At 55.9% G+C, this 20,515-nt stretch carries 18 protein-coding genes; 12 read left to right on the top strand and 6 right to left on the bottom strand.

Going from position 1 to position 20,515, the window contains the following annotated elements; all coding sequences use genetic code 11:
- Positions 1-4 precede the first annotated feature (4 nt).
- The gene (locus ACZ5AL_RS09175; RefSeq protein ID WP_464510071.1) at positions 5-730 is read right to left on the bottom strand and encodes a cytochrome c biogenesis protein; all 726 of its coding nucleotides are present in this window, start codon (positions 728-730) and stop codon (positions 5-7) included.
- 303 nt (positions 731-1,033) lie between these two features.
- Between ACZ5AL_RS09175 and ACZ5AL_RS09180 the strand changes: the two genes are divergently transcribed.
- The 3 genes from ACZ5AL_RS09180 (at position 1,034) to ACZ5AL_RS09190 (ending at position 2,779) form a co-directional block, all read left to right on the top strand.
- On the top strand, positions 1,034-1,348 hold the full coding sequence (locus tag ACZ5AL_RS09180) for a hypothetical protein (RefSeq protein ID WP_464510072.1): 315 nt from the start codon (positions 1,034-1,036) through the stop codon (positions 1,346-1,348).
- 61 nt (positions 1,349-1,409) lie between these two features.
- On the top strand, positions 1,410-1,790 hold the full coding sequence (locus ACZ5AL_RS09185) for a response regulator (protein WP_464510073.1): 381 nt from the start codon (positions 1,410-1,412) through the stop codon (positions 1,788-1,790).
- A 401-nt stretch (positions 1,791-2,191) separates the two neighbouring features.
- Positions 2,192-2,779, top strand: coding sequence for a helix-turn-helix domain-containing protein (locus tag ACZ5AL_RS09190; protein WP_464510074.1), 588 nt, complete (start codon positions 2,192-2,194; stop codon positions 2,777-2,779).
- 256 nt (positions 2,780-3,035) lie between these two features.
- On the opposite strand, the gene ACZ5AL_RS09195 is transcribed toward ACZ5AL_RS09190, so the two are convergent.
- The gene (locus tag ACZ5AL_RS09195; protein ID WP_464510075.1) at positions 3,036-6,176 is read right to left on the bottom strand and encodes an efflux RND transporter permease subunit; all 3,141 of its coding nucleotides are present in this window, start codon (positions 6,174-6,176) and stop codon (positions 3,036-3,038) included.
- Positions 6,177-6,544: 368 nt separating this feature from the next.
- Positions 6,545-7,984, bottom strand: a complete 1,440-nt coding sequence (locus tag ACZ5AL_RS09200) for an efflux RND transporter periplasmic adaptor subunit (protein ID WP_464510076.1) — start codon at positions 7,982-7,984, stop codon at positions 6,545-6,547.
- Positions 7,985-8,551: 567 nt separating this feature from the next.
- Here ACZ5AL_RS09200 and ACZ5AL_RS09205 point away from each other — a divergent pair.
- From ACZ5AL_RS09205 to ACZ5AL_RS09230, 6 genes are all read left to right on the top strand, one after another.
- A complete protein-coding gene (locus ACZ5AL_RS09205) occupies positions 8,552-9,721 on the top strand; it encodes a sensor histidine kinase (RefSeq protein ID WP_464510077.1) in 1,170 nt (389 codons plus the stop codon).
- Positions 9,699-10,496 (top strand): LytR/AlgR family response regulator transcription factor, encoded by a 798-nt coding sequence (locus ACZ5AL_RS09210; protein ID WP_464510078.1) that lies wholly within the window; start codon positions 9,699-9,701, stop codon positions 10,494-10,496. Before ACZ5AL_RS09205 ends, ACZ5AL_RS09210 begins: the two co-directional genes overlap by 23 nt.
- Positions 10,497-10,508: 12 nt before the next feature.
- Positions 10,509-11,135: an IMPACT family protein gene (locus tag ACZ5AL_RS09215; protein WP_464510079.1), complete on the top strand. Its 627-nt coding sequence runs from the start codon at positions 10,509-10,511 to the stop codon at positions 11,133-11,135.
- 142 nt (positions 11,136-11,277) lie between these two features.
- Complete coding sequence (locus ACZ5AL_RS09220; protein ID WP_464510080.1) at positions 11,278-11,802, top strand: hypothetical protein; 525 nt, start codon at positions 11,278-11,280, stop codon at positions 11,800-11,802.
- 197 nt (positions 11,803-11,999) lie between these two features.
- Complete coding sequence (gene pckA, locus ACZ5AL_RS09225; RefSeq protein ID WP_464510081.1) at positions 12,000-13,601, top strand: phosphoenolpyruvate carboxykinase (ATP); 1,602 nt, start codon at positions 12,000-12,002, stop codon at positions 13,599-13,601.
- Positions 13,602-13,793: 192 nt separating this feature from the next.
- Positions 13,794-14,270, top strand: a complete 477-nt coding sequence (locus tag ACZ5AL_RS09230) for a MerC domain-containing protein (RefSeq protein ID WP_464510082.1) — start codon at positions 13,794-13,796, stop codon at positions 14,268-14,270.
- A 235-nt stretch (positions 14,271-14,505) separates the two neighbouring features.
- On the opposite strand, the gene ACZ5AL_RS09235 is transcribed toward ACZ5AL_RS09230, so the two are convergent.
- A complete protein-coding gene (locus tag ACZ5AL_RS09235) occupies positions 14,506-15,030 on the bottom strand; it encodes a hypothetical protein (RefSeq protein WP_464510083.1) in 525 nt (174 codons plus the stop codon).
- A gap of 839 nt (positions 15,031-15,869) precedes the next feature.
- Between ACZ5AL_RS09235 and ACZ5AL_RS09240 the strand changes: the two genes are divergently transcribed.
- Both ACZ5AL_RS09240 and ACZ5AL_RS09245 read left to right on the top strand, forming a co-directional pair.
- The gene (locus tag ACZ5AL_RS09240; RefSeq protein ID WP_464510084.1) at positions 15,870-16,091 is read left to right on the top strand and encodes an AbrB/MazE/SpoVT family DNA-binding domain-containing protein; all 222 of its coding nucleotides are present in this window, start codon (positions 15,870-15,872) and stop codon (positions 16,089-16,091) included.
- Positions 16,092-16,231: 140 nt separating this feature from the next.
- Complete coding sequence (locus ACZ5AL_RS09245) at positions 16,232-16,489, top strand: type II toxin-antitoxin system death-on-curing family toxin (protein ID WP_464513289.1); 258 nt, start codon at positions 16,232-16,234, stop codon at positions 16,487-16,489.
- A 262-nt stretch (positions 16,490-16,751) separates the two neighbouring features.
- Here ACZ5AL_RS09245 and ACZ5AL_RS09250 read toward each other — a convergent pair whose 3' ends face one another.
- Both ACZ5AL_RS09250 and ACZ5AL_RS09255 read right to left on the bottom strand, forming a co-directional pair.
- The gene (locus ACZ5AL_RS09250; RefSeq protein WP_464510085.1) at positions 16,752-18,299 is read right to left on the bottom strand and encodes an amidase family protein; all 1,548 of its coding nucleotides are present in this window, start codon (positions 18,297-18,299) and stop codon (positions 16,752-16,754) included.
- A 523-nt stretch (positions 18,300-18,822) separates the two neighbouring features.
- The gene (locus ACZ5AL_RS09255) at positions 18,823-19,119 is read right to left on the bottom strand and encodes a Sec-independent protein translocase subunit TatA/TatB (RefSeq protein ID WP_464510086.1); all 297 of its coding nucleotides are present in this window, start codon (positions 19,117-19,119) and stop codon (positions 18,823-18,825) included.
- A gap of 289 nt (positions 19,120-19,408) precedes the next feature.
- Between ACZ5AL_RS09255 and add the strand changes: the two genes are divergently transcribed.
- Entirely contained in the window at positions 19,409-20,497 is a 1,089-nt protein-coding gene (gene add, locus ACZ5AL_RS09260; RefSeq protein WP_464510087.1) for an adenosine deaminase, read from the top strand.
- Positions 20,498-20,515: the final 18 nt, after the last annotated feature.

The following is a 20,515-nucleotide window of genomic DNA, read 5'->3' on the forward strand; positions in this document are numbered from 1 at the left end:
GCAGTCACGATGATGTTATCAGCGCTGAAGCACGTTCACGCCATTCGATCACCGCGAGGCGTACGCGCTGGGTGTACATCACCCAAAACAGCCCAAAGAAAGCAAGCACCGATGGATAGAAAATCCATCGCATTGAGGGCGCCAGATCGGACTGCGAGAGCGCTGGGCTGCCATCGGCACCGGGGTGCAAGCTGGCCATCTGATTCGGCAGGATGTACAGCAGAAACGGCATAGTCACAAAAGCAAACAGGTTGTACACGGCTGCCACACGGGCCCGTACCGTTTCTGACTCAATGCTATCCCGAAGCACAAAGTAGGCTGCGTAAATAAGCATGAGCACCAGCGCCATAGATTGCTTCGGGTCCCAGTTCCACCACTTGCCCGTGCCTTCATACCATGTAAAGCGCGCCCACACCATACCGGTGATAAGCCCGAGGATTCCAAATGCAATAGCTAGCCGAGCCGCCTCGCGTGCACGAATGTCGCGCACAACGGCTCCCGTGCGTAAATACTGGGCCGAGTGATACGCAGATACGAGCGTAGCCCCCATCAGGGTAAACCACATGGGAACGTGGAAATAGAGGCTCCGCGCTGACTCTTCAATGATGGCCAACTGCGGAATATCGCGCAGCAGTCCGGCCACAATCACGACGCACAGCGTGAGAAACACTGCGCCTTGCACGACACGGTAGCCACGGGGACGCCCAACAAGATCCGGAGGGGTAGCCATAGCGTGTATTGTTTAGATGCACATGGATATCCTGCTACGTCTCCGTAACAGGCGTATTCCCACCGTTCTGGTGAATTCAGAGCAAATCGGATTCGATGTGCTCTTTTCATGGCGACCATTGCCACTCCCCCTCACCCAAGAGCAGCATCCCTATCTATTCCGCAACACGTTCTCATCGTCTTTGTGATAGAATCCTGCAAAACATAGCAGTATCCTACCATACTTTGTGGACTACTGCTCATTTCTTTTTTCTAATCCTCCTTCTATGGTAACCGTCATTCTAGATGCCCCACTCCTCTGATCATGAAAAAAATACCGGTATCGGACGCCCTTGTCGAAGACGACCTCACTGAAACGCTTGACGTCCCACTAACGCCCGAGCAAAAAGAGTGGATTACAGCAAAGGCCAAAGCGCGTGGAGTCTCGAAACGTCAGTTTATTCGCTACCTGTTGAACCGCATCAAACAGGCCGAAGAAGCGATTCGTGAGGAGCGTGCTTCCAACGCTGAACCCTCCAGCCCCTCAGAGTCCAATTCTTCGAACGCGTCGCGCTCACATAGCGCCATGCTGTCGATGTTTGAATATGCTGAAGAGGATTCTGGCGCTTCAAATACCTAAGCGGCTGCGTGCTCTTTTGCAGCGTGAAGTAGGTAGGTTGCTTTATCCTTGTCTATGTTCTATGCGTATGGTCGAGGCCCCCTCGTATCATCTGCTTTTGGTAGAAGATGATGCCGACACCGTGACTCTGATTCGGCGTATCATCAGTCGAACGCCACATATGCTGATGTGTGCAACCACTTGCACCGAGGCTATACAAATCGTACATGATGATGCGTTTGATGTGCTCCTGATCGATATTGGCCTGCCTGATGGGACCGGAATCGATGTCCTTGAACATGCACGCAACACCTCCTTCAACAGAACAACGCCCGCTCTTGCCTTAACAGCTCATGCACTTCCGGGCGATCGTGAACGCCTGCTTCGAGTCGGTTTTGACGCATACGTGGCTAAGCCCTTTTGCCGGCACGATGTGTTAAGCGCTGTAGATATGCTTTGTTAGGCATGGCGCATTAAAAAATCGACTTTGCTGCGTCGACGTTAATGTTTCTGTTGGCTTTTTGACTTATCCCCCTGCGCAGTTTTTTGTCTTCTGATGCCATCGCCCCATCGTCGTATCATCGCCACATACCGGGCGAGCGTATTATGCGGGCAACCTCTGCCAGTAATTCCCCTATCATCTTTGACCTGTTTGAAATCAGCACTTCTTTCAAGAGGGTGTCTTTTCCGCCACTCACTACACACTTTTTGGCAATCATCACAGCTGGACAAGCTACTGGGTTCTATCAACTCAGTGAGAGAACTGAGCCAACACCTGTTGTATTTCAACCAGGTAGCAGCCTATTTTTACACGTTGGTCAAGCGTCTACCTGGTCGCTTGATGTGGAAACCCTCGAGCTTCTTGTGGCCTACATTTCTCCGGAGCATATCTATGAGACGCTGAGTCGTCATGGTCTAGACCCACGGCGGTTTCCGTTACGAAATACGCTAGTCAATGAGGATCCTGTCATGCATCATCTGGGGCTCTCGTTAGCGCATACCCTTGCCAATCCGCCCGCGGAACGACGTTCGCCCTTAACGACATCGATTACTGGCGCTGTACTGCTACGCATCTTGCTCCACCACGGATCTGATGCCTCCCAGCTTGACGATGTCCTTGGCGATGTGTTTACTCCTGAATTATCCACAACGCTTCGAACGTACGTACGTCAGCATCTTGATGAAGAAATTACTGTGCATGATCTGGCCCAGGCTGCAGATATGAGTCCTTCGCACTTTAGTCGGCTGTTTAAAGAGGCAACAGGCCAGCCTCCCTATCAATACGTGTTGCAAGAACGAATTAAAGAGGCTCAGCGTCTGCTTCAAGAATCAGAAGCCTCTATTGCCGAAGTTGCTCTACGCACCGGTTTTTCCAACCAGAGCCACCTTACACGTCGGTTTCGAAAGGTCACGGGAACCACGCCCGCAGTGTACCGGCGTGCTGTTCAGTAACCCGTCTATGCGATCGGGCTCCCAACGATCGTGCTTTGTCACACGTCAATGGGTGGGTTGTGACGTGCCCCGTCAAATGATGTCATCTTGAGCGGAGCAACTGCATCTAGCAGGGGCGGCGTCCTAACACGAGCGCAGCGAGATCCCGGGCGGCCATTGAACCACGCTAAACACATAGCACAGCATCCATTCGTCCGTCGCGACGCAGAGGGGCCGAAGGTGATGCCGGTTGTACACGTATTTCTTCCGACGTAACTTAGCTCTTTGCCGGCTGCACTTCAACGCCAGGGCGGGGGAGCCACGACCAGGCAGGCAGGTAGCTGCGCACACGCACGGCCATGCGTTCTACGCTAATGTAGGCGACTGGAATAAGGACCAGCGTAATGAGTGTAGAGGCGAGCAGGCCGCCAATCACTACACGCGCCAGTGCAGCCTGGATTTCTCCACCCGTTCCCAGACCAAGCGCGAGTGGAAAGAGGCCAAGCATAGTGGTGAGAGCTGTCATCAAAATGGGACGTAAACGAAGCCGTCCGGCCTCAACAACGGCATCAACCAACTCCAGCTTCCGCTCACGACGCATGATGTTGATATAATCAACCAGGACAATCGCATTGTTCACCACAATACCGATGAGCATAATGAGCCCCATGATGCTCTGAATGTTGACGGTTGTCCCTGTAAAGTAAAGGGTTGGCACTACGCCTACGAGGGCCAAGGGAACCGATAGCATTACAATAAACGGATCCAGGAAGCGCTCAAATTGACCTGCCATTACCATGTAGATAAGCATGAGCGCCATGATAATGGCTACCATGAAGTCACGCTGCGCCTCTTGCTGCTCACGGTACTCGCCCCCGAAGGTCACCGAAAACTGTTCAGGCAAGTTCATCTGGGCTACTTCGGCTTGCGCCCGCCCGACCACATCATTGAGTGTCGCATCACTTTCGAGATTGGCTGACAAATACGTGACGCGCTGTCCGTTGATGCGTCGGATGGTACCCGGTCCTCGGCCCTCCTCAACCGTTACAAATGCAGACGCAGGGATGGTGGTACCATCTGGAGCACGAACCGGAATGTTATCAAGGTCTTGTACGTTGCGCCGGTCATCAGCTCGCAACCGTACCATGACGGGGAACTCGTCGCCATCGGCTCGGAACTCGCCAGCGCGGGTGCCGGCCATATTGGTCTGGATGGCGCTGGCCACGGTTTGAGTGTTCAGGCCGGCCTGCGCAATGCGTTCGCGATCAAACCGGATGTTTTGCTCAGGCTCGCCCCGGTCGTCTTCGCCGCCTATGTCCACATCCGCAATACCGGAAAGCCGCTCTAACCGGTTGCGAATCTGATTGCCAATAATCTGGGCCTGCTCTAAGTCGTTACCACGAAGCTCAATTTCGAGCGAGGTTTCTTCATCGCCCCCGCCGCTGCTAAAGGCCCGGCGCAGCACCCAAAGCCCTGTTCGTGCTCGAACGCGCGTTTGCACGCCCGGAACCTCGCCCTCAATATCGGCGCGCAGGTTGTCTGCAAGCACAGACGGTTCGATCGACCGTTCGCCTGACGGCTTCATGGCAATGTCGATGCGGGCACGACTGCCTCGCAACTCGGTGGTTACAAACTCAACCTCCTCAGCAGGTATGAGCGGATGCACGACATCTTCTAGCTCCTGCAAGTACGACTGCACCACCGCCAGATTCGTCCCGGAGTCCATGCTCATATCGATCCGAATTTCGTCGGCATCGGTTTGGGGGGCCAACTCGACAGGCAGCATGGGCCAGAGTGCAATGGCACCGGCAAGCAACACGCCCGTGACGCCAAACACGGTTTTGCGATACGTCACCACACTACGCAACCGGTCTTTGTACCAGTTTTCAAGCTGCTGAAACCGGCGTTGAAACCAGGAACGTTTTGTTTGATCGGGGTTGGCCTCTACGGTCAAGAAACGGCTCGATAACATGGGCACCAGCGTAAGCGCCACAAAGAGCGAGCATACCAGTGAGAACACCACCACTAGCGCCAGCGACTGGAAGAGCGTAGCACTTGCGGCTTGTGCAAACACCAGCGGCAGAAAAATCACCGACGTGGTGAGTGTAGATGCGACAATGGCACCTGCTACTTCACGGGTTCCAATCTCAGCAGCGTCGGGTAAACTTTTGCCATTCTCCTCGCGATGTCGCACAATGTTTTCGAGCACCACAATCGCGTTATCCACGATGAGTCCCACGCCCAGCGCAAGCCCTCCGAACGTCATGATGTTGAGCGTAAGTCCTCCAAAGTAAAGGAGGCCGAAGGTGGCGATGATCGAGATAGGAATCGACAGCGCAATAACGAAGGTCGTAGAGCCATTGCGCATGAACAGGTAAAGCACAAAAATAGCAAGCAGGGCGCCCCACAGCAGTGCAGTTTGCACACTGTCAATGGACGCCTGGATGAATGTACTCTGGTCGCTGATGACCGTCAGCTCCATGTCGTTGCGCTCTGCATTCACCTGTTCGGCCTCGGCCCGGATGCGGTCGGCAACGGCTACCGTGTTGGCGTCATCCTGCTTTTGGATGCGCATCTGCACGATGGGCATGCCGTTGAGTTCAGTGAGCCGGAAGGTGTCCTGATATCCATCCTCCACATCCGCTACGTCGAGCACGCGGAGCGGCTGGCCGTCGTTGTAAGAGATGACCGTATTGGATATTTCATCGACCGACGTAAATTCGCCGAGGGCTCGCACGTACATGTCGCGCAAGCCATCGCGTACATTGCCCCCACCAACAATTGCATTTTCGGAGGCGATGGCTTGCCGCACCTCATCGGCCGTAAGGCCCGCCGATTGAAGCCGATCGCGGTTTAGATTAACCTGAATCTCGCGATTGATGTCGCCGCTGAGTTCGATCGTGCCAACGCCAGGAATCTGTTCAAACCGAGTCGATAGGTCGCGATCGAGGATGCGGGTGAGGGTCTCTAGATCGTGCCGCGACTCAACGGCAATATCAACAATTGAAGTTTGACTCGGGTCAAATCGCCAGATACGCGGGGTGTTGGCCTCATCGGGCAGGTTGCGCCTGACGCGGTCAAGCGCATCGCGCAAGTCGTTCATGGCCATGTCAAGATTCGTACCCTGCGCAAATTCGAGGCTGACACGGCTTGATCCTTGACTCGACCGCGAGGTGAGGCGTTCTACGTTTGGAACGCCCGCAACGGCATTTTCGATCGGGTCGGTGATGAGGTTTTCCATCTCCTCAGGCCCCACCTCATCGTAATTGGTAGCAACAACCAACCGGGGGTACTCAATTTCGGGCAGCAGGTCGATGGGCAAGTACCGAAAGCTTACAATGCCCAGCGTAATGATCACCAGAAAGAACATGCTGGTGGCCACCGGGCGCCGAATTGACACGTTGGTAAGAGAAGCCATACGAATAACCGATTAGGTGTATGAGTAGATGGAGCCGTGTATCTAGTGGTGTGTCACACCTGAATGTTAGGGTACGGAGACCGTCCGAAACTCTGTATCCCAGCCCCCACCAAAAAAACCTGTCATGGTGAGCACGCGACGGGCCCAGCCCGGAGCACGTCGAACCATCTCCCCGACGCTCAGCAGGCTCTGATCGATCGAGTGGCCCTGCTCATTTCGAGGGAGATCTTTACTCACTGCGTTCGTCAGTCGCTACGCTCGTGTCAGGACTCCGCGTCTCCTAGGCGGAGCCGCTCCGCTCAAGATGACATCATTAAAGTAGGGGTGTTGCAACCCGAAGATTGACCTGTTACAGAGAACTACCAAGATTACCGCGTGGGGGTTACCCCAACCGATCGTTCGGTGTGCAACGTGGATGTTGCGTCGTCTTCCGCGTCTGAGTCAGATGCTGTATCTGCTTCGGGCGATTCCGACCGGAATCGTTCCTCTACCATCTGTTGATGGCGCTCCAAAAAATCGAGCAATACGTTTTGGTCTTGCAAGCGCTGCAGGCTCATGATGCGCTCCCAGGCCATAGGACGTATCCGAGCCTCGTCACTATGCTCAGCCTGGCGCATTAGCATCTCTTGGCCAACCGTTACCACCCAATCTCCTGGGTCAATGCCACGGATTCCCGCAACATCACGTCCCTGGGCTACAATGTCTACGGGCACAAAATTCGTGGGCGTTGGATCGGTGAGCGGAGGCTTATCATCTTCCTCGCTCTCGCTATCGGAAGTTGGTTCTATCGGAACCTCATCCCCCAGCTCGGCAGCTACAAAAACGCCTCTCTCACCTGTCGTCGGATTCTCGTAGAGTGCGCTCCGCGGAATGAGCGTGGCTTGGTCGGTTTCTCCGTAAAAAATATCGACTTGCACGAACATACCCGGAAGCAGGCGCTCCTCGTCATTAACGACGTCAATTTCCGCGCGAGCGCTGTAGCTATCTGAACTCAGGAACGGCGAAATACGACTCACCTCTGCCTGCACGGGATTGTCGGCTTGCCCATCCGGCATGATATTCACCGTTTGGCCGGCCTGAATCTGTCCGTAGAGCCGGTCAGGGATGGGGACCCGCACGCGCACATTTTGAAAATCACCGAGCGTAAAGAGGCGCTCGCTGGTGTCTACGCGCTGCCCTACACTCACTTCGCTATCGCCAAGGTAGCCGCTAAAGGGTGCGCGCACCGTTGTTTCGCGCAAATCTTCCTGGCGTTCTTCTATCACAGCCTGGGCCTGGGCAACCCGGCTTTCGGCCTGATCAACACTTGCTTCAGCAGACTCCACTTCTGCCCGAAGGCTTTCTAGCTCTTGCTCACTCTCAAATTCGCGTTCGACCAGTCGCTCGGTACGAGCCAGACGTGCTTCGGCTTCGGCCAGCGTAGCTCGGGCCGAGCGTGCATCGGCTTCAGCAATGCGGAGGTCGGCCTCAGCCTGGCGGATCCGGTCCCGAAACACACGGTCTCGCAACTCCACGAGCACCTGGCCTTCTTCCACATAATCACCACTTTCGGCATGTACAGCCGTCACAGTTCCCCCAACTTCCGGGTACAACTCAACCTGATTACGGGCCCGCACCGTGCCATTTACACGCGCCTCCAGTGGAAGCGCGCCAAACTCGGCCACAACAGCCTCTACCGAAGGAGGCTGGCGTTCACCTTGTTGCGCCCATGGCGAAGACCCTCCGCCATTTTCGTCATCTCCCCCACATCCGGCTAACCCAATGAAGAGAAGCGTGGCAACTAATACGTATCCGATGGGACGTTGCATATGCATTTTTGCTGTTAAGCGTTGTATTACCATCTTACCATCACGGCCCCCTTTACCGTATTGCGCTTCACGAATGGTTGCGTTGAGCTGTTTTCAAATGTCGCTCCCGCATCACGTAATCAGGTTTGTACACGGAGCCCAATAACCACTTTGTATAAACTATACTTCTTAATTTGCGCCAAGATTATGACAATGATGTTAGGTTGTCGTCTTTCTTTTCCTAAACGACCGCAGGCTAGAGGCAGATCGTGAAAACAGTGCATGTTGCACCATCTATCTACCTCAGATGTCGCGCTCTTCCCTACGACAGGTCTTTTTGGGAAGTTACATGGCCTGTTACGGACTGCTTGCTCTGCGTAATGAAAAAAGACTGTGCTCTGGACATTACAATCCTGTAGCATGTATTGTATAATCCCTTGTCGTTACGTACCCATTTGGCAGCGTCTGTTGCGTGTGTCCCTTGGTTATGACACCGTGGGCTGTGCTGTGCATACAATGCAGATGCACACCGAGCCATACGGCCTTGCTGCTTTTTAGCCGCGGCTATTCGTTTTTCTCGCTTTTGCTATGCCATCTTCTTCCCCTCAAGTGTACCGCCGTCGCTCCGCCTGGATGGAGTTTGTCGTGATTCTTGCCGTGTGGCTGGTTTTTGCCATGCTCATGGTAGGGCGTTTGTTTATCGATCCGGAGCGCACGGCACGCCCTCCTATCACTGGAGCCTCGGACGTATTCTGGCGTATTTCCATCTATATGCTTTGGGCCCTGGTCACGCCCCTGGTATTCTGGCTATCAAGCCATTCAGGGCTGGGCCGCGCCCGCTCTGCAACAAATATTGGCCTGCATGTTCTGGCGGCGATTGCTATTGCCTCCCTACTTGACACTTACAGCGATGTGGTGTATAAGCACTTGCTCCAATCGCCCGAGGAGCGCGAAGCACTTGCCACTGTGTTAGGAGGGGCACTCTCCGGCATTACCCGACTTAGCTTTTTATGGGAGCTAATTATCTATCTGGCTATTCTATCGGTGGGCTTTGCGCGCGACTACTACCGCCGCTTTCAAGAGCGGCAAATGCAGGCGGCTCGCCTTGAAACACAGTTAACAGAGGCCCGCCTCGAAGCCCTACGTATGCAAATCAACCCCCACTTTCTGTTCAATACGTTGCATGCCATCTCCAGCATGGTCGAACGCAATCCCTCGGGGGTGCGCAAAATGGTGGCTCGCCTTAGCGCTCTACTACGCCACACGCTCGACCATGATGGCGCACAAGAGATTCCCCTGAACCGCGAGATCGATGTGCTCGACGACTACCTGGCAATCATGCAGGTCCGCTTTGAAAACCGCCTGACAATCCGCCGCGACATCGACCCCGAGGTGCTCGATGCGATGGTTCCTGACATGATTCTTCAGCCCATCGTGGAGAATGCCATCAAGCACGGCGTTACACAGCGTGCCACTCCTGGCTGGGTGCTCATCGCAGCCCACCGCCACGACGATACGCTTCGCCTGGTGGTCGAAGACAACGGCCCTGGCCTTACGCTCTCTGAAAACCTAAACCAGGGCGTTGGGCTAAGCAACGTCCGCTCGCGACTGCGCCAAATGTATGATAATGAAGCCGAACTTACGTTAAGCACCGGACGCGAAGGGGGCATCCGAGCAGAAATTAGCATTCCCTACCATACCTATTCGACCTTTAACGAACCGAACCAGACTTCGCATGACGAACTCTCCTATGCTTGATGTGCTCGTTGTCGATGACGAACCGCCCGCACAACGACGCCTTACCGATCTGCTCAACGATCGCGACGATGCGAACGTAGTGCAGGTATGCAGCAATGGGCGCAGCGCCATTGAGGCCATTCGCTCCCACACGCCCGACCTGGTTTTTCTGGATGTGCAAATGCCCGACTGCACCGGCATTGAGGTGGTCAATGAAATTGGAGCCGAACACATGCCGGTTGTCATTTTCGTGACAGCGTACGACCAGCACGCGCTCAAGGCCTTTGAGTTGGCTGCACTCGACTATCTCCTCAAACCCTTTGAGGATGAACGCTTCCACAATGCGTTCGACCGCGCCGCCGAGCACGTCAAAATGCGCTCGGCAGAGCAACTCGAACACCAACTCGAACGCTTGCTTAGCACCGTACGTCCCGATCTGAAGGGCGATGATAACGATTTCCTTCGCCGGATTCCCGTACGCACACGCAATGAAGTCCGTATCGTGTCAGTAAGCGAGGTCACCCACTTTTCTGCCGACGGCCCCTACGTGCGGATTCATCTTCGCAACGAAGATACGTATCTCATTCGGGAGCGCATGAAGGTGCTCGAAGACCAGCTGGATCCGGAACAGTTTTGCCGCATCCACCGCTCTACCATCGTCAACCTCGACGATGTAGAGGCTGTGCTGCCTAACCACGACGACCGCTACATGGTGCGCCTGGAAAATGGACAGCGCCTACGCGTAAGCCGCAGCCGCCGCGATGCCTTCGAAGAACGCTTTGGACTGACCACCTAATCCATTCCCGGCATGCCCGATGCCTATCGCACACTCCGCGAACCCGCCCGTATTGCGTTCAAGCGAAAAGGGTCGCGCTTTATTGCCGAAGCTTTTCCGGCCTCCACCGCCGAGACTGCCGAGACGCATATTGACACCGTGCAAGCGCGCGAGCATCAGGCTACCCACCACTGTACGGCCTATCGAGTAGGCCCTGACGGACACACCTTCCGCTACAACGACGATGGCGAACCCTCGGGCACAGCCGGGCCGCCCATCCTACAACAAATTGATGGCCACGACCTCACGAACACCCTTGTCGTCGTAACACGCTACTATGGCGGTACAAAACTCGGCACCGGCGGACTCGTACGCGCTTACGGCGATGCGGCAGCGGATGTGCTCGACGCGGCATCCATCATAACTCGTGTTGTTCGCGTGCCAGTGCATCTCACCTTTTCGTACGAAGACACGGCCCCGGCCAAACAAGCCCTTCAGTCGTTTGACATCGCTCGCATAGACGAACAGTACACCGATGTCACCAAATGGGTCATCGGCATACGCCCCTCCGACGTAGATGCTTTTGTGGATACCTTTACCAATGCGCTGGGCGGACGCGCAACCATTCACGTACAGCCCAACTCTTCAAACAGTACGTGATAGCCGCTCACATGGGAAACCACTTACTTGAATATCATGTGTAGAGAATGTATGTTGATGAGATACAGTGGTCGTGGCTCCTTCATCAATTCAGACCTGCGCCATGCGTCCGTTTTACTGGATCCTAGTCGTCGTTTTCCTTTTGTCTGCCTCTTTTCTTGCGTCACCTGCCGCCTTTGCACAAGAAATCGACACGCATGAGGTGCGCGAGACGACGGGGAATCTCTATCTGGAAACAGGGTTCACCTCCATCCCGATAGAGGCGCAGGGTACACCCGAGCTAGAGACGCACGCCGCAGCCCTCTCCTACAACGGAGGCAGCTGGAATCTTATCCTGGAAACCACTTCACCAGACTGGGCGATTGGTCCTGAAGACCGCGCCGTCTTTGCTTTTGACGAGCAGACGTACGAAACGCCCGACCTGCACACCATAGACGCTGAAGCGCATGCGAACGGATTACGTGAACAGAATGCCATTCTGCTTTCGTCTCAGTTGCGCACGGTCTTAGCTGAAGCCGACACGCTTCGCCTCACCATTGGCGACTATACGTTCAACCTGGCCCCTCTGGCAGATCATTACGCCCTCATCTACGCCACACTCGACGAAGAGGACGCTACACCGTCCGATACCCCCACACCGGAGCTTGCCGACCCTACGCCGCACTAACGGTTCCCCTACTTTCCGTCTCCGTTTTTCGTTGTGGAGCATCCACCTACAAGCAGGATGATTCAACCCCTCACGTTTCGCCAGTAAGTACTTCTTATCTTGGTTGCACATGGCCCTGCTACTGTGTACCCTACGTTTGAAACCGGTTCCGACCGGTCCTTCCTGCTCATCCTTGTTTCCTCACGGTTCGATTCATTATGCCAGATATCGCTTTGGATGAATACGGTATCCACGTTGATACTGTACTCCGCAATGCCGACCCTGCTCGACTGTATGAAGAAGCCATTCGCCTCGACCCCACGGCAGCTATCGCCCACAGCGGCGCCCTGACCATCCGCTCCGGCGAAAAAACGGGACGTAGTCCTGCCGATAAGCGCATCGTAAAACATCCCGACACCGCCGACGACATCTGGTGGGGTCCCATCAACATGGAGATCGATGCGCACACCTTTCAAATTAATCGGGAACGCGCCCAGGATTACCTCAACACCCGCAAGCGGCTTTACGTCATCGACGGGTTTGCGGGTTGGGATCCCGCGCATCAGCTCAAGGTGCGCATCATTTGCTCGCGCCCCTACCATGCGCTGTTCATGCATAACATGCTGATTCGCCCGACCCAAGATGAGTTGGCGGATTTTGGCGAGCCCGATTTTGTGGTGTACAATGCCGGCGAGTTTCCAGCCAACCGCCAAACCAAACACATGAGCTCCAAAACGAGCGTTGACCTCTCGTTTGAGAATGCCGAGATGGTCATTTTGGGGACCGAATACGCCGGGGAAATGAAAAAAGGCGTGTTCACCGTTATGCACTACCTGATGCCCAAGCGTAACGTGCTTTCTATGCACTGCTCGGCCAACGAGGGTAAAGACGATGAGGATGTCACGCTCTTTTTTGGCCTCAGTGGCACTGGAAAGACGACCCTTTCAGCCGATCCGAACCGTCGCCTCATTGGTGACGACGAGCACTGCTGGAGCGACGAGGGGGTTTTCAATATCGAAGGGGGCTGCTACGCAAAAGCCATCGGGTTGACAGAGGAAAGCGAACCCGAAATCTACAACGCGATCAAGTACGGCGCCCTGCTCGAAAACGTGGTGTACGACGAACGGACTCGCAAAGTCGACTACGACGACACCTCTATTACCCAGAATACGCGTGCCTCGTATCCACTAGAGCACATTCCCAATGTCAAAATTCCATCGGTAGGTGACCATCCCGACAACATCATCTTCCTCACATACGATGCATTCGGGGTGATGCCGCCCGTGAGCAAGCTCACCCCCGAGCAGGCCATGTACCACTTTATTAGCGGATACACCGCCAAGGTGGCTGGCACTGAAATGGGCGTAACGGAACCGAAGGCTACCTTTAGCGCGTGCTTTGGGGCCGCCTTTTTGGTGTGGCATCCCAGCAAGTATGCCGAACTTCTGGCCGAGAAGATGCGCGCTCACAATGCCGAGGCCTGGCTTGTTAACACCGGTATTACGGGCGGCCCGTACGGCACCGGCCACCGGGTTCCCCTCAAGCAAACCCGTGCCATCATCGACGCCATCCACGATGGGTCGTTGTCAAACGCCGACATGAAAACCGACCCAACGTTTGGATTTGCAGTGCCTACCGCCTGCCCGAATGTGCCGGACGAAATTCTGTGGCCTCGGGCCACCTGGGACGATCCGGAAGCATACGATGCACAGGCTGAGAAGCTCACCGGACTGTTTGCTGAGCATTTCGAACAGTACGCTGACATCGCTGGCGATGAAATCGCCGCTGCCGGCCCCAGTCCGCAGTCCAATTCGGTGTAGCGTTCTAGTTGATGTCTCCCTTCTAAAGCGCACAGTACGCGGTAAACAAGCGCCGTGTGAGCCTTCTCGGCTTACACGGCGCTGTGTATTTACATCGTCTGTTTCTCACACGACCTCAACACCGCCATGCAACATGATTTTGCGTGTGCTGTTTACACATTCTAAATTGTATATAGATGATCACCTGCCCTCATGTCGCACTCTTGCTCTGACTGCTCCCCCGATGCCCGTCCCCACTTTTTGGATCCTTTGTGGGATCGGCTGGGCATTGGGCTTTCAGCAGTTTGTTTAGTGCACTGCTTGTCTCTGCCTGTTGTGCTGTCGGGCGCTGCCATTTGGGCAGCTGTTGACTGGCATGCCTGGCTGGCTCTTCTCATTGTACCGCTGGCTCTTGTCATTGCCTGGAACGCTCACTATAGTCACCGGCACCGGTGGGTGGGGCCGCTGCTGCTCATTGGATGCGTAGCTTTAGTAGGAGCCATCCTTGTAGACCCTTATGTGACAAAAGCCCTTGAGACAGGTATTACTGTTGCAGGGAGCCTCCTACTCATCGCCGGGCACTGGTTGCACATCCGTTATCACCGCCGTACGGCAGATGGTGTAGAAACAGATCCCTCCAACGCAAATCACGCAGACGCAGCATCTTCGCCTGCTCAAAAGCCCGCCTAGCGCTCTGCCACAGGTCAAGGTTTGGAAGGTTTGGATTGTACGGGGCCAATGATCCAGCTACGTTGTCAGGGGAGATCCCGGCGCTGGGGCGCCTTGGCCGGGATGAATATGTGTGTTGAGAGCTCATGCTCTTCCCTAAGATTTACGTGTGACAGCGCACTATCCACAAGAGAAGGAGGGGGCCGGCGGTTCGTGGTTGACTGTTGGGCGAGCGAATCGAGACATCGCAGAAGCGTCAGGAAGCAGGCGCGCGCGACACCTGAATGTCCGCTTCGTTGAGGGCTTCGGAAGCATAGGCACGCAAGTCGTCCATTTGGTCTCGGCTCAGCGCCTGCCCTGTCAGGGCCAGTCCATACGTGAAAGCTGCCAGCGCGCCCGACGCGGGTACGGCCCACAGTCCGGTGGCAGTCATGTTGATGCTCCACTGCGTGAGGCCGACCAGAAGTCCGAGCGATCCAACAAATGCGGCAATGGCATACATCGCCATGAACATGGTCCATACCGAAGGGCGGGGCCCGTACATCCCCCGGATACGGGTACCTCCGTTTTCAGCTTCAAAGTCGAGCGTGAGTTGCGGCGACCAAAACCACTGTTCGTCCTCCGGCACATTGATAAGCGCATGGTTGGTGTAGAACTCACCCGTGTAGCCCCGATCGGCGGTGGCTTCGAGGTGCGTCTCCAACACATCTACCGCCTCGCTGGGGGAGCACGACAGATAGCGCTCAAACGTAGGGCGCATCCGGAGCGAAGAAACAGGCATAACAGGACCGACTTTTCGGTGAACGAACGGTGAATCGGTGTCTTGAAGCGCTTTCAAAAGACAAAGATCCGGTGTCGTGCAACGCTGTGGGATGTTGATTGTACTGCTGCGTCACAGATATAATGGACGAGTAGAGGCGTGCACCTGGCCTTAGAGACCTCACAGCGCATTATAGGGCCTCATTAGCTACCGGACAGTTTGTCAGAAGTAGAGTTTGAGGCCGATCCGGGGGGCCATTCCGTTGAGGATAGATCGCCGAAGCCAGCATCGTCCAATTGCTACGTAAGTTCGGTCGCGGCAATCAACCATCGAGCGCCAACCTGGTTTGCCCCCCATGCCCCTACAAGCATCAGCCATACATAGACTCAGAACAAAGCCATACCAGCCGGGAAAGGCGAGCCGGGCGGCAAATCCGGCTGCGATTCAGATGAAACCCGCCGCCTTCAAAGTCGCGAATCCGAGATAGAAAGAGGAAGGCTGGTGCTCATCGGTCAGCTGGTGGCGAGCTGAGTCTCCCGTTTACAAAAGTCTGGTAGCCAGTTCTCCCCCTACACGCTATGCAGCTGCGCTGACTTCGCCGAGCACATCTGCACCGAAGACGTGTGGCTCGTTATCGATGGCGGGCACATCCGGTTCTACCGTGATTCGGAGATCGGTGGGTCTGAGCTTGTGGTAGAGTGTCCGGAACGAATTCAGGCCAAGCCGAAGTAGCCCGGCCTGGGGACTCGATTCACGGAGCTCGTTACATTGAGATCTGTATACAGAGACGGGACCTCTACCTTATAAATCTTGTTTTGCATCGTACCACAATCGTTCTGATATTTGAAACGTCTTGAGCTATGAAACGGCTAACACTTAAGAAAATGGAGGACTCGCTCGGCATCATCCTCTCCGATGACGCCGTAAATGCGCTGAATGCCAAAGAAGGAGATACGCTGTTTGCTGTGCCAACTGCCGACGGCCTGCATCTGACGTTGCACGATCCAGAAGAAGCAGGCGCTTTGGAGGACGCACAGGCGTTCATGGATACGCACGACGATGCATTTCGCAAGTTGGCCTAACCTAACACGATGGAAGAACCAATCTGGCTTTCGGAGTCGCTGGTCCGTACGCTTCACGCTGAATCGATTAGTCGATTTGGCGGAACGCCCGTATCCGCGATCAAGGACTTCTTCAGAGCGCACTGGCTCGTCCGCATAACCTGCATGCATACGGTGGTGGGTCTTCCATTTATGAGTTAGCCGCTGCGTACGGGGTAGGTATCATTCAAAACCATGCGTTTGTAGACGGCAACAAACGCGCTGGACTCCTTGCGATTCGAACATTTCTTTTCCAGAATGGCTATCGCTTTAGCCCCGACCAGCAAGAGATGGTCCGCATGGTCGAGGATATCGCTACTAAAGACGTGTCACGTGATCAGCTTGCAGACTGGATCGAGGCGAATTCAGCGAGGCGTTAACCTCCACACTTCCACCCCTGAACGCCCCATTTCCACAGCGCCCTTTCAATCGTGAGGTCCGGACCGAAGGCCATTGCTACACACCGTGCGTGCCGGTTTGTGGACCGAGCTCCAGCATGCGCTTCAGAACGAACAAAATCGTGGGCAATCTCATGTTACCGTAGTTGCGCAAGACTTCCAGCGAGTCGCGCACCTTCGCATCCGATAGCCCAAGACTTCCTGCATCTTATTGACGATGGCACGAGCGTGTCGATGCAGCCGCCTACCCCCGCGTCATCGCGTCGGCAACGTGCAGGAGGGCGGCTTCGTCGAAGGGGGCGGCTAAGAGCTGGGCGCCGACCGGCAGGTGGGGCGACTCGGGGTGCGTGCCAATCGGAACCGACAGACCGGGGATGCCCGCCAGGCTGGCGGGGACGGTGTATACGTCGCTCAAGTACATCTGCAGTGGGTCGTCGGTCTTTTCGTCGCGCTTGAAGGCGGGGCTGGGGGTTGCAGGAGTTAGGAGCACATCCACATCCTCAAACGCCGTAATGAAGTCGTTGCGGATGAGCGTGCGCACGCGCTGGGCTTTGTCGTAGTACTTATCGTAGTATCCCGACGAAAGGGCGTACGTGCCTAGCATGATGCGACGCTTCACTTCATCGCCGAAGCCTTCGGTGCGCGACTGCACGTAGAGGGCGTGGAGCAGATCGCTCTGGTTGTCGAGGCGATCTTCGAGGGCTTCTACACGTTCGGTGTTGCCCTGCTCGCGTGCGGTGCGCAGCTGTTCGTTGAGCGCCGCCTGCTCCTCCTTGAGCGCAGCCCGCATGTCGTCGGGATCTGCGCGGTGGCCGTAGCGCACGCCGTCGTAGCGCGCTAGGTTACTCGACGCCTCGGCGGTGGCCAGGACGTAGTAGGTGGCAATGCCGTAGTCGGTGTGGGGTAGCGAAACTGATTCGACAGTGGCCCCTTGCTCACGAAGCGCGTGTACCTGCGCGTCGATCATGTCGCGAATGGCCGGGTCGAGCCCCTCAGCAAAATACTCATCGGGCAGGCCGATGCGCACGCCTTCCACGGAGCGACCCAGCGCCTTCGAATAGTCGGGCATGGCTACATCGGCGGTGGTAGCGTCGCGGTCGTCAGGTCCTGCAATGCCGTTTAGAAGCTGTGCGATGTCGCTAAGCGAATTGGCCATGGGACCGATCGTGTCGAGCGACGAGGCGTACGACACGAGTCCGTACCGGCTGATGCGCCCGTACGTGGGCTTGAGACCGTAGACGCCGCAAAAGGCGGCAGGCTGACGCACGGAGCCGCCGGTGTCGGTGCCCAGTGCTACGTGGCACATTCCATCGGCCACAGCGGCAGCGGAGCCACCGGAGGAGCCGCCCGGTACGTGGGCGCTGGAGTTAGGGTGCTCGACGGGGCCAAAGTACGAGTTCTCGTTGGAGGAGCCCATCCCAAACTCATCGCAGTTGGTTTTGCCAATGAAAATGGCTCCGGCCTCGCGTAGCTGCTCGATGACATGCGCATCGTAGAGCGAGTTGAAGTCTGCCAGCATACGCGAGCCGCAGGTGAGCGGCTGGTTTTTGATCGCGATCATATCCTTTACGCCAATCACGAGCCCCGCCAGGGGGCGCTTGTTGCCGCGCTGGATTTGACTGTCGAGGTAGCGGGCATGGTTGAGCGCGCCCTCACGATCGACCGAGAGAAAGGCGTTTACCGACGCGTTGCGTGCTTCAATGCGCTCCAGACATGAAGAAACCAGCGTCTCGCAGCTGGTTTCGCCGTTGGTGAGCGCAGCGTGCGCGTCCGCGAAGGTCGGGTAGCTCATAGGAGAAGAAACAAAAGACAAAAAGAGAGCAAACGAACAGGCCAAGTCGCTGCAACGCAATCGGCGCACAGAAGCTTGGCCTTGGGGTAATGTGCAGGTGTTAAGTAACTCGGCAAAAAGTAGGTTTACAACTTGTCATCGCGAGGAGGGAGCTTGCGACCGACGCGGCGCTGTGAGCGCTAGCGAACGAGTACTCCTGGGGTGCGATCTCATGCGTCACTTGCAGGAATTTATCCCATTTGCAAGGTACAAGATTGCCACGTCGCTGGCGCTCCTCGCAATGACATCCTGAAAGATTCTCGTAACGGTTCAATGTTAAGTGATTGACATGTCATTTACATCATCGCAACTCGCTCAAACCCCCTCTGTCTGCCGAGCTTCGCCGCAGGCGTGATCCTGTGGACATCTCCCCCCTGGACAAGGAGGAGAAACCCGTAGGGAGAGGGGGTTGCAATGCTGTAGCCCATCTGAGAGCCCCGTATCATTGAACTGCTGCTGGCCCTACGATAAAGGCCAACGGAGGCTACGAGGACTCGGGTGAGCGTTGCTGTTGTTGGGCCGCATCCGCGTTGTTGTTCTCGTCCGGGCGAGGCGCCGGTTCCTGCTGGCGCGGCTGCGGGGTGCCTTGCGAAGGACGGCGTGGCGCGTCGATCTGGTCGCGACGCTCTTCCCTATCCAGTTCGCGGCTGAACTCGCTGGTGGCATCCTTAAACTCGCGGATGCCGCTACCAATGCCCCGTGCAATTTCCGGGATCCGCTTGGCCCCGAAGATCAACAGCACGACCAGAAAGATCAGGATCATTTCAAAAGGTCCAGGCATGCCCATGGGGATATCAGGTTGTGTACAAAGAGGCCGCCGGTATGAAGGGCTTCGGCACGCGCGACGGGCCGAACCGCGTGCCGGAGACCGCAGAGATCACTCCCCAGCGGTTTGATCGCTAAACAGGAGGCACGTTTTTCAGTTCCCTTTTCCGTATCTGGCCTCCGTAGCTTTAGCGCAACCCGCACGTATCACACAGGCATCACATCATTCGCTGAAACAGAGCGGCAAATTCATGTGTTGATGCGGGCAACCTATCGCCATCTGTTGCGCTCGACTTCTTTGGCCTATGCCTACTGTGCCCGCTGCTGCTAATCATGCTACGCTTTCTCGCGAGGACCTGAAGGCGTGGCCCAAAGCCGAATTGCACTGCCACCTCGACGGCTCGCTGCGGTTGAGCACTATGCTCGACATTGCACGTACCGAAGGCAAAATGAATGTATTGCCCGACGACACCGAAGAAGGCTTGCGCGAAATCTTGCGCACCATCGATGACTCGGAGACGCTAGAGGCCTATCTGGCATGGTTTCGCTATACCATTCCGCTGATGCAGACCAAAGACGCACTGAAGCGGGTGGCCTACGAGTTGGCCGAAGACAATGCCCGCGAAAACGTGCGCTACCTGGAAGTGCGCTACGGGCCGATTTTGCACACCGAAGAAGGCCTGTCGCTCGAAGAGGTCAACGAAGCGGTCCTTGCCGGACTGCAGGAGGCGGAGCGCGATTATAACATCAAAACGTCGCTCATTATTGCTGGACTGCGCGACCGCTACGAGAGTGCGTCGATGCGTCAGGCTGAGTTAGCTACGGAATATCGACATCGGGGCGTCGTAGCGTTTGACTTGGCGGGCGGCGAGGCGGGCAACCCGCCGAAAGGACATGTACATGCGTTCTATCACGCACGCAATAACATGCTGAACCTCACCATTCATGCGGGGGAGTCGTGGGGCCCGGACTCCATCCACCAGGCGCTGTTCTACTGCGGCGCACACCGCATTGGACACGGCATTACGCTCCGCCAAGACCCTGAGCTTATGCAATATGTGGTGGACCATCGCATCCCGCTGGAAATGTGCCCGACCAGCAATGTGCAAACACATGTCGTGGATAGCTACGAGGCGCACCCGATTTCGTACTACGTCGAGCATGATGTGCCGGTTACGGTGAACACCGACAATCGCCTGTTTAGCCGCACAAGCATGACCGAAGAACTGTGGCGCACACATGCCCTGTGCGGGGTACCCGCCGACCAGCTGCGCGAGATTGCACTGAACGGGTTCCGCTATGCTTTTTTGCCGTATCAGGAACGCCAGGCGCTGCTTGCCACCGTAATCGACGAGTTTCCCATGCCTCCCACCGAAGAAACACCGGTGTGGTAACCACTCGCATGGCCTGTT

The sequence above is a fragment of the Natronotalea proteinilytica genome, from assembly GCF_055379935.1.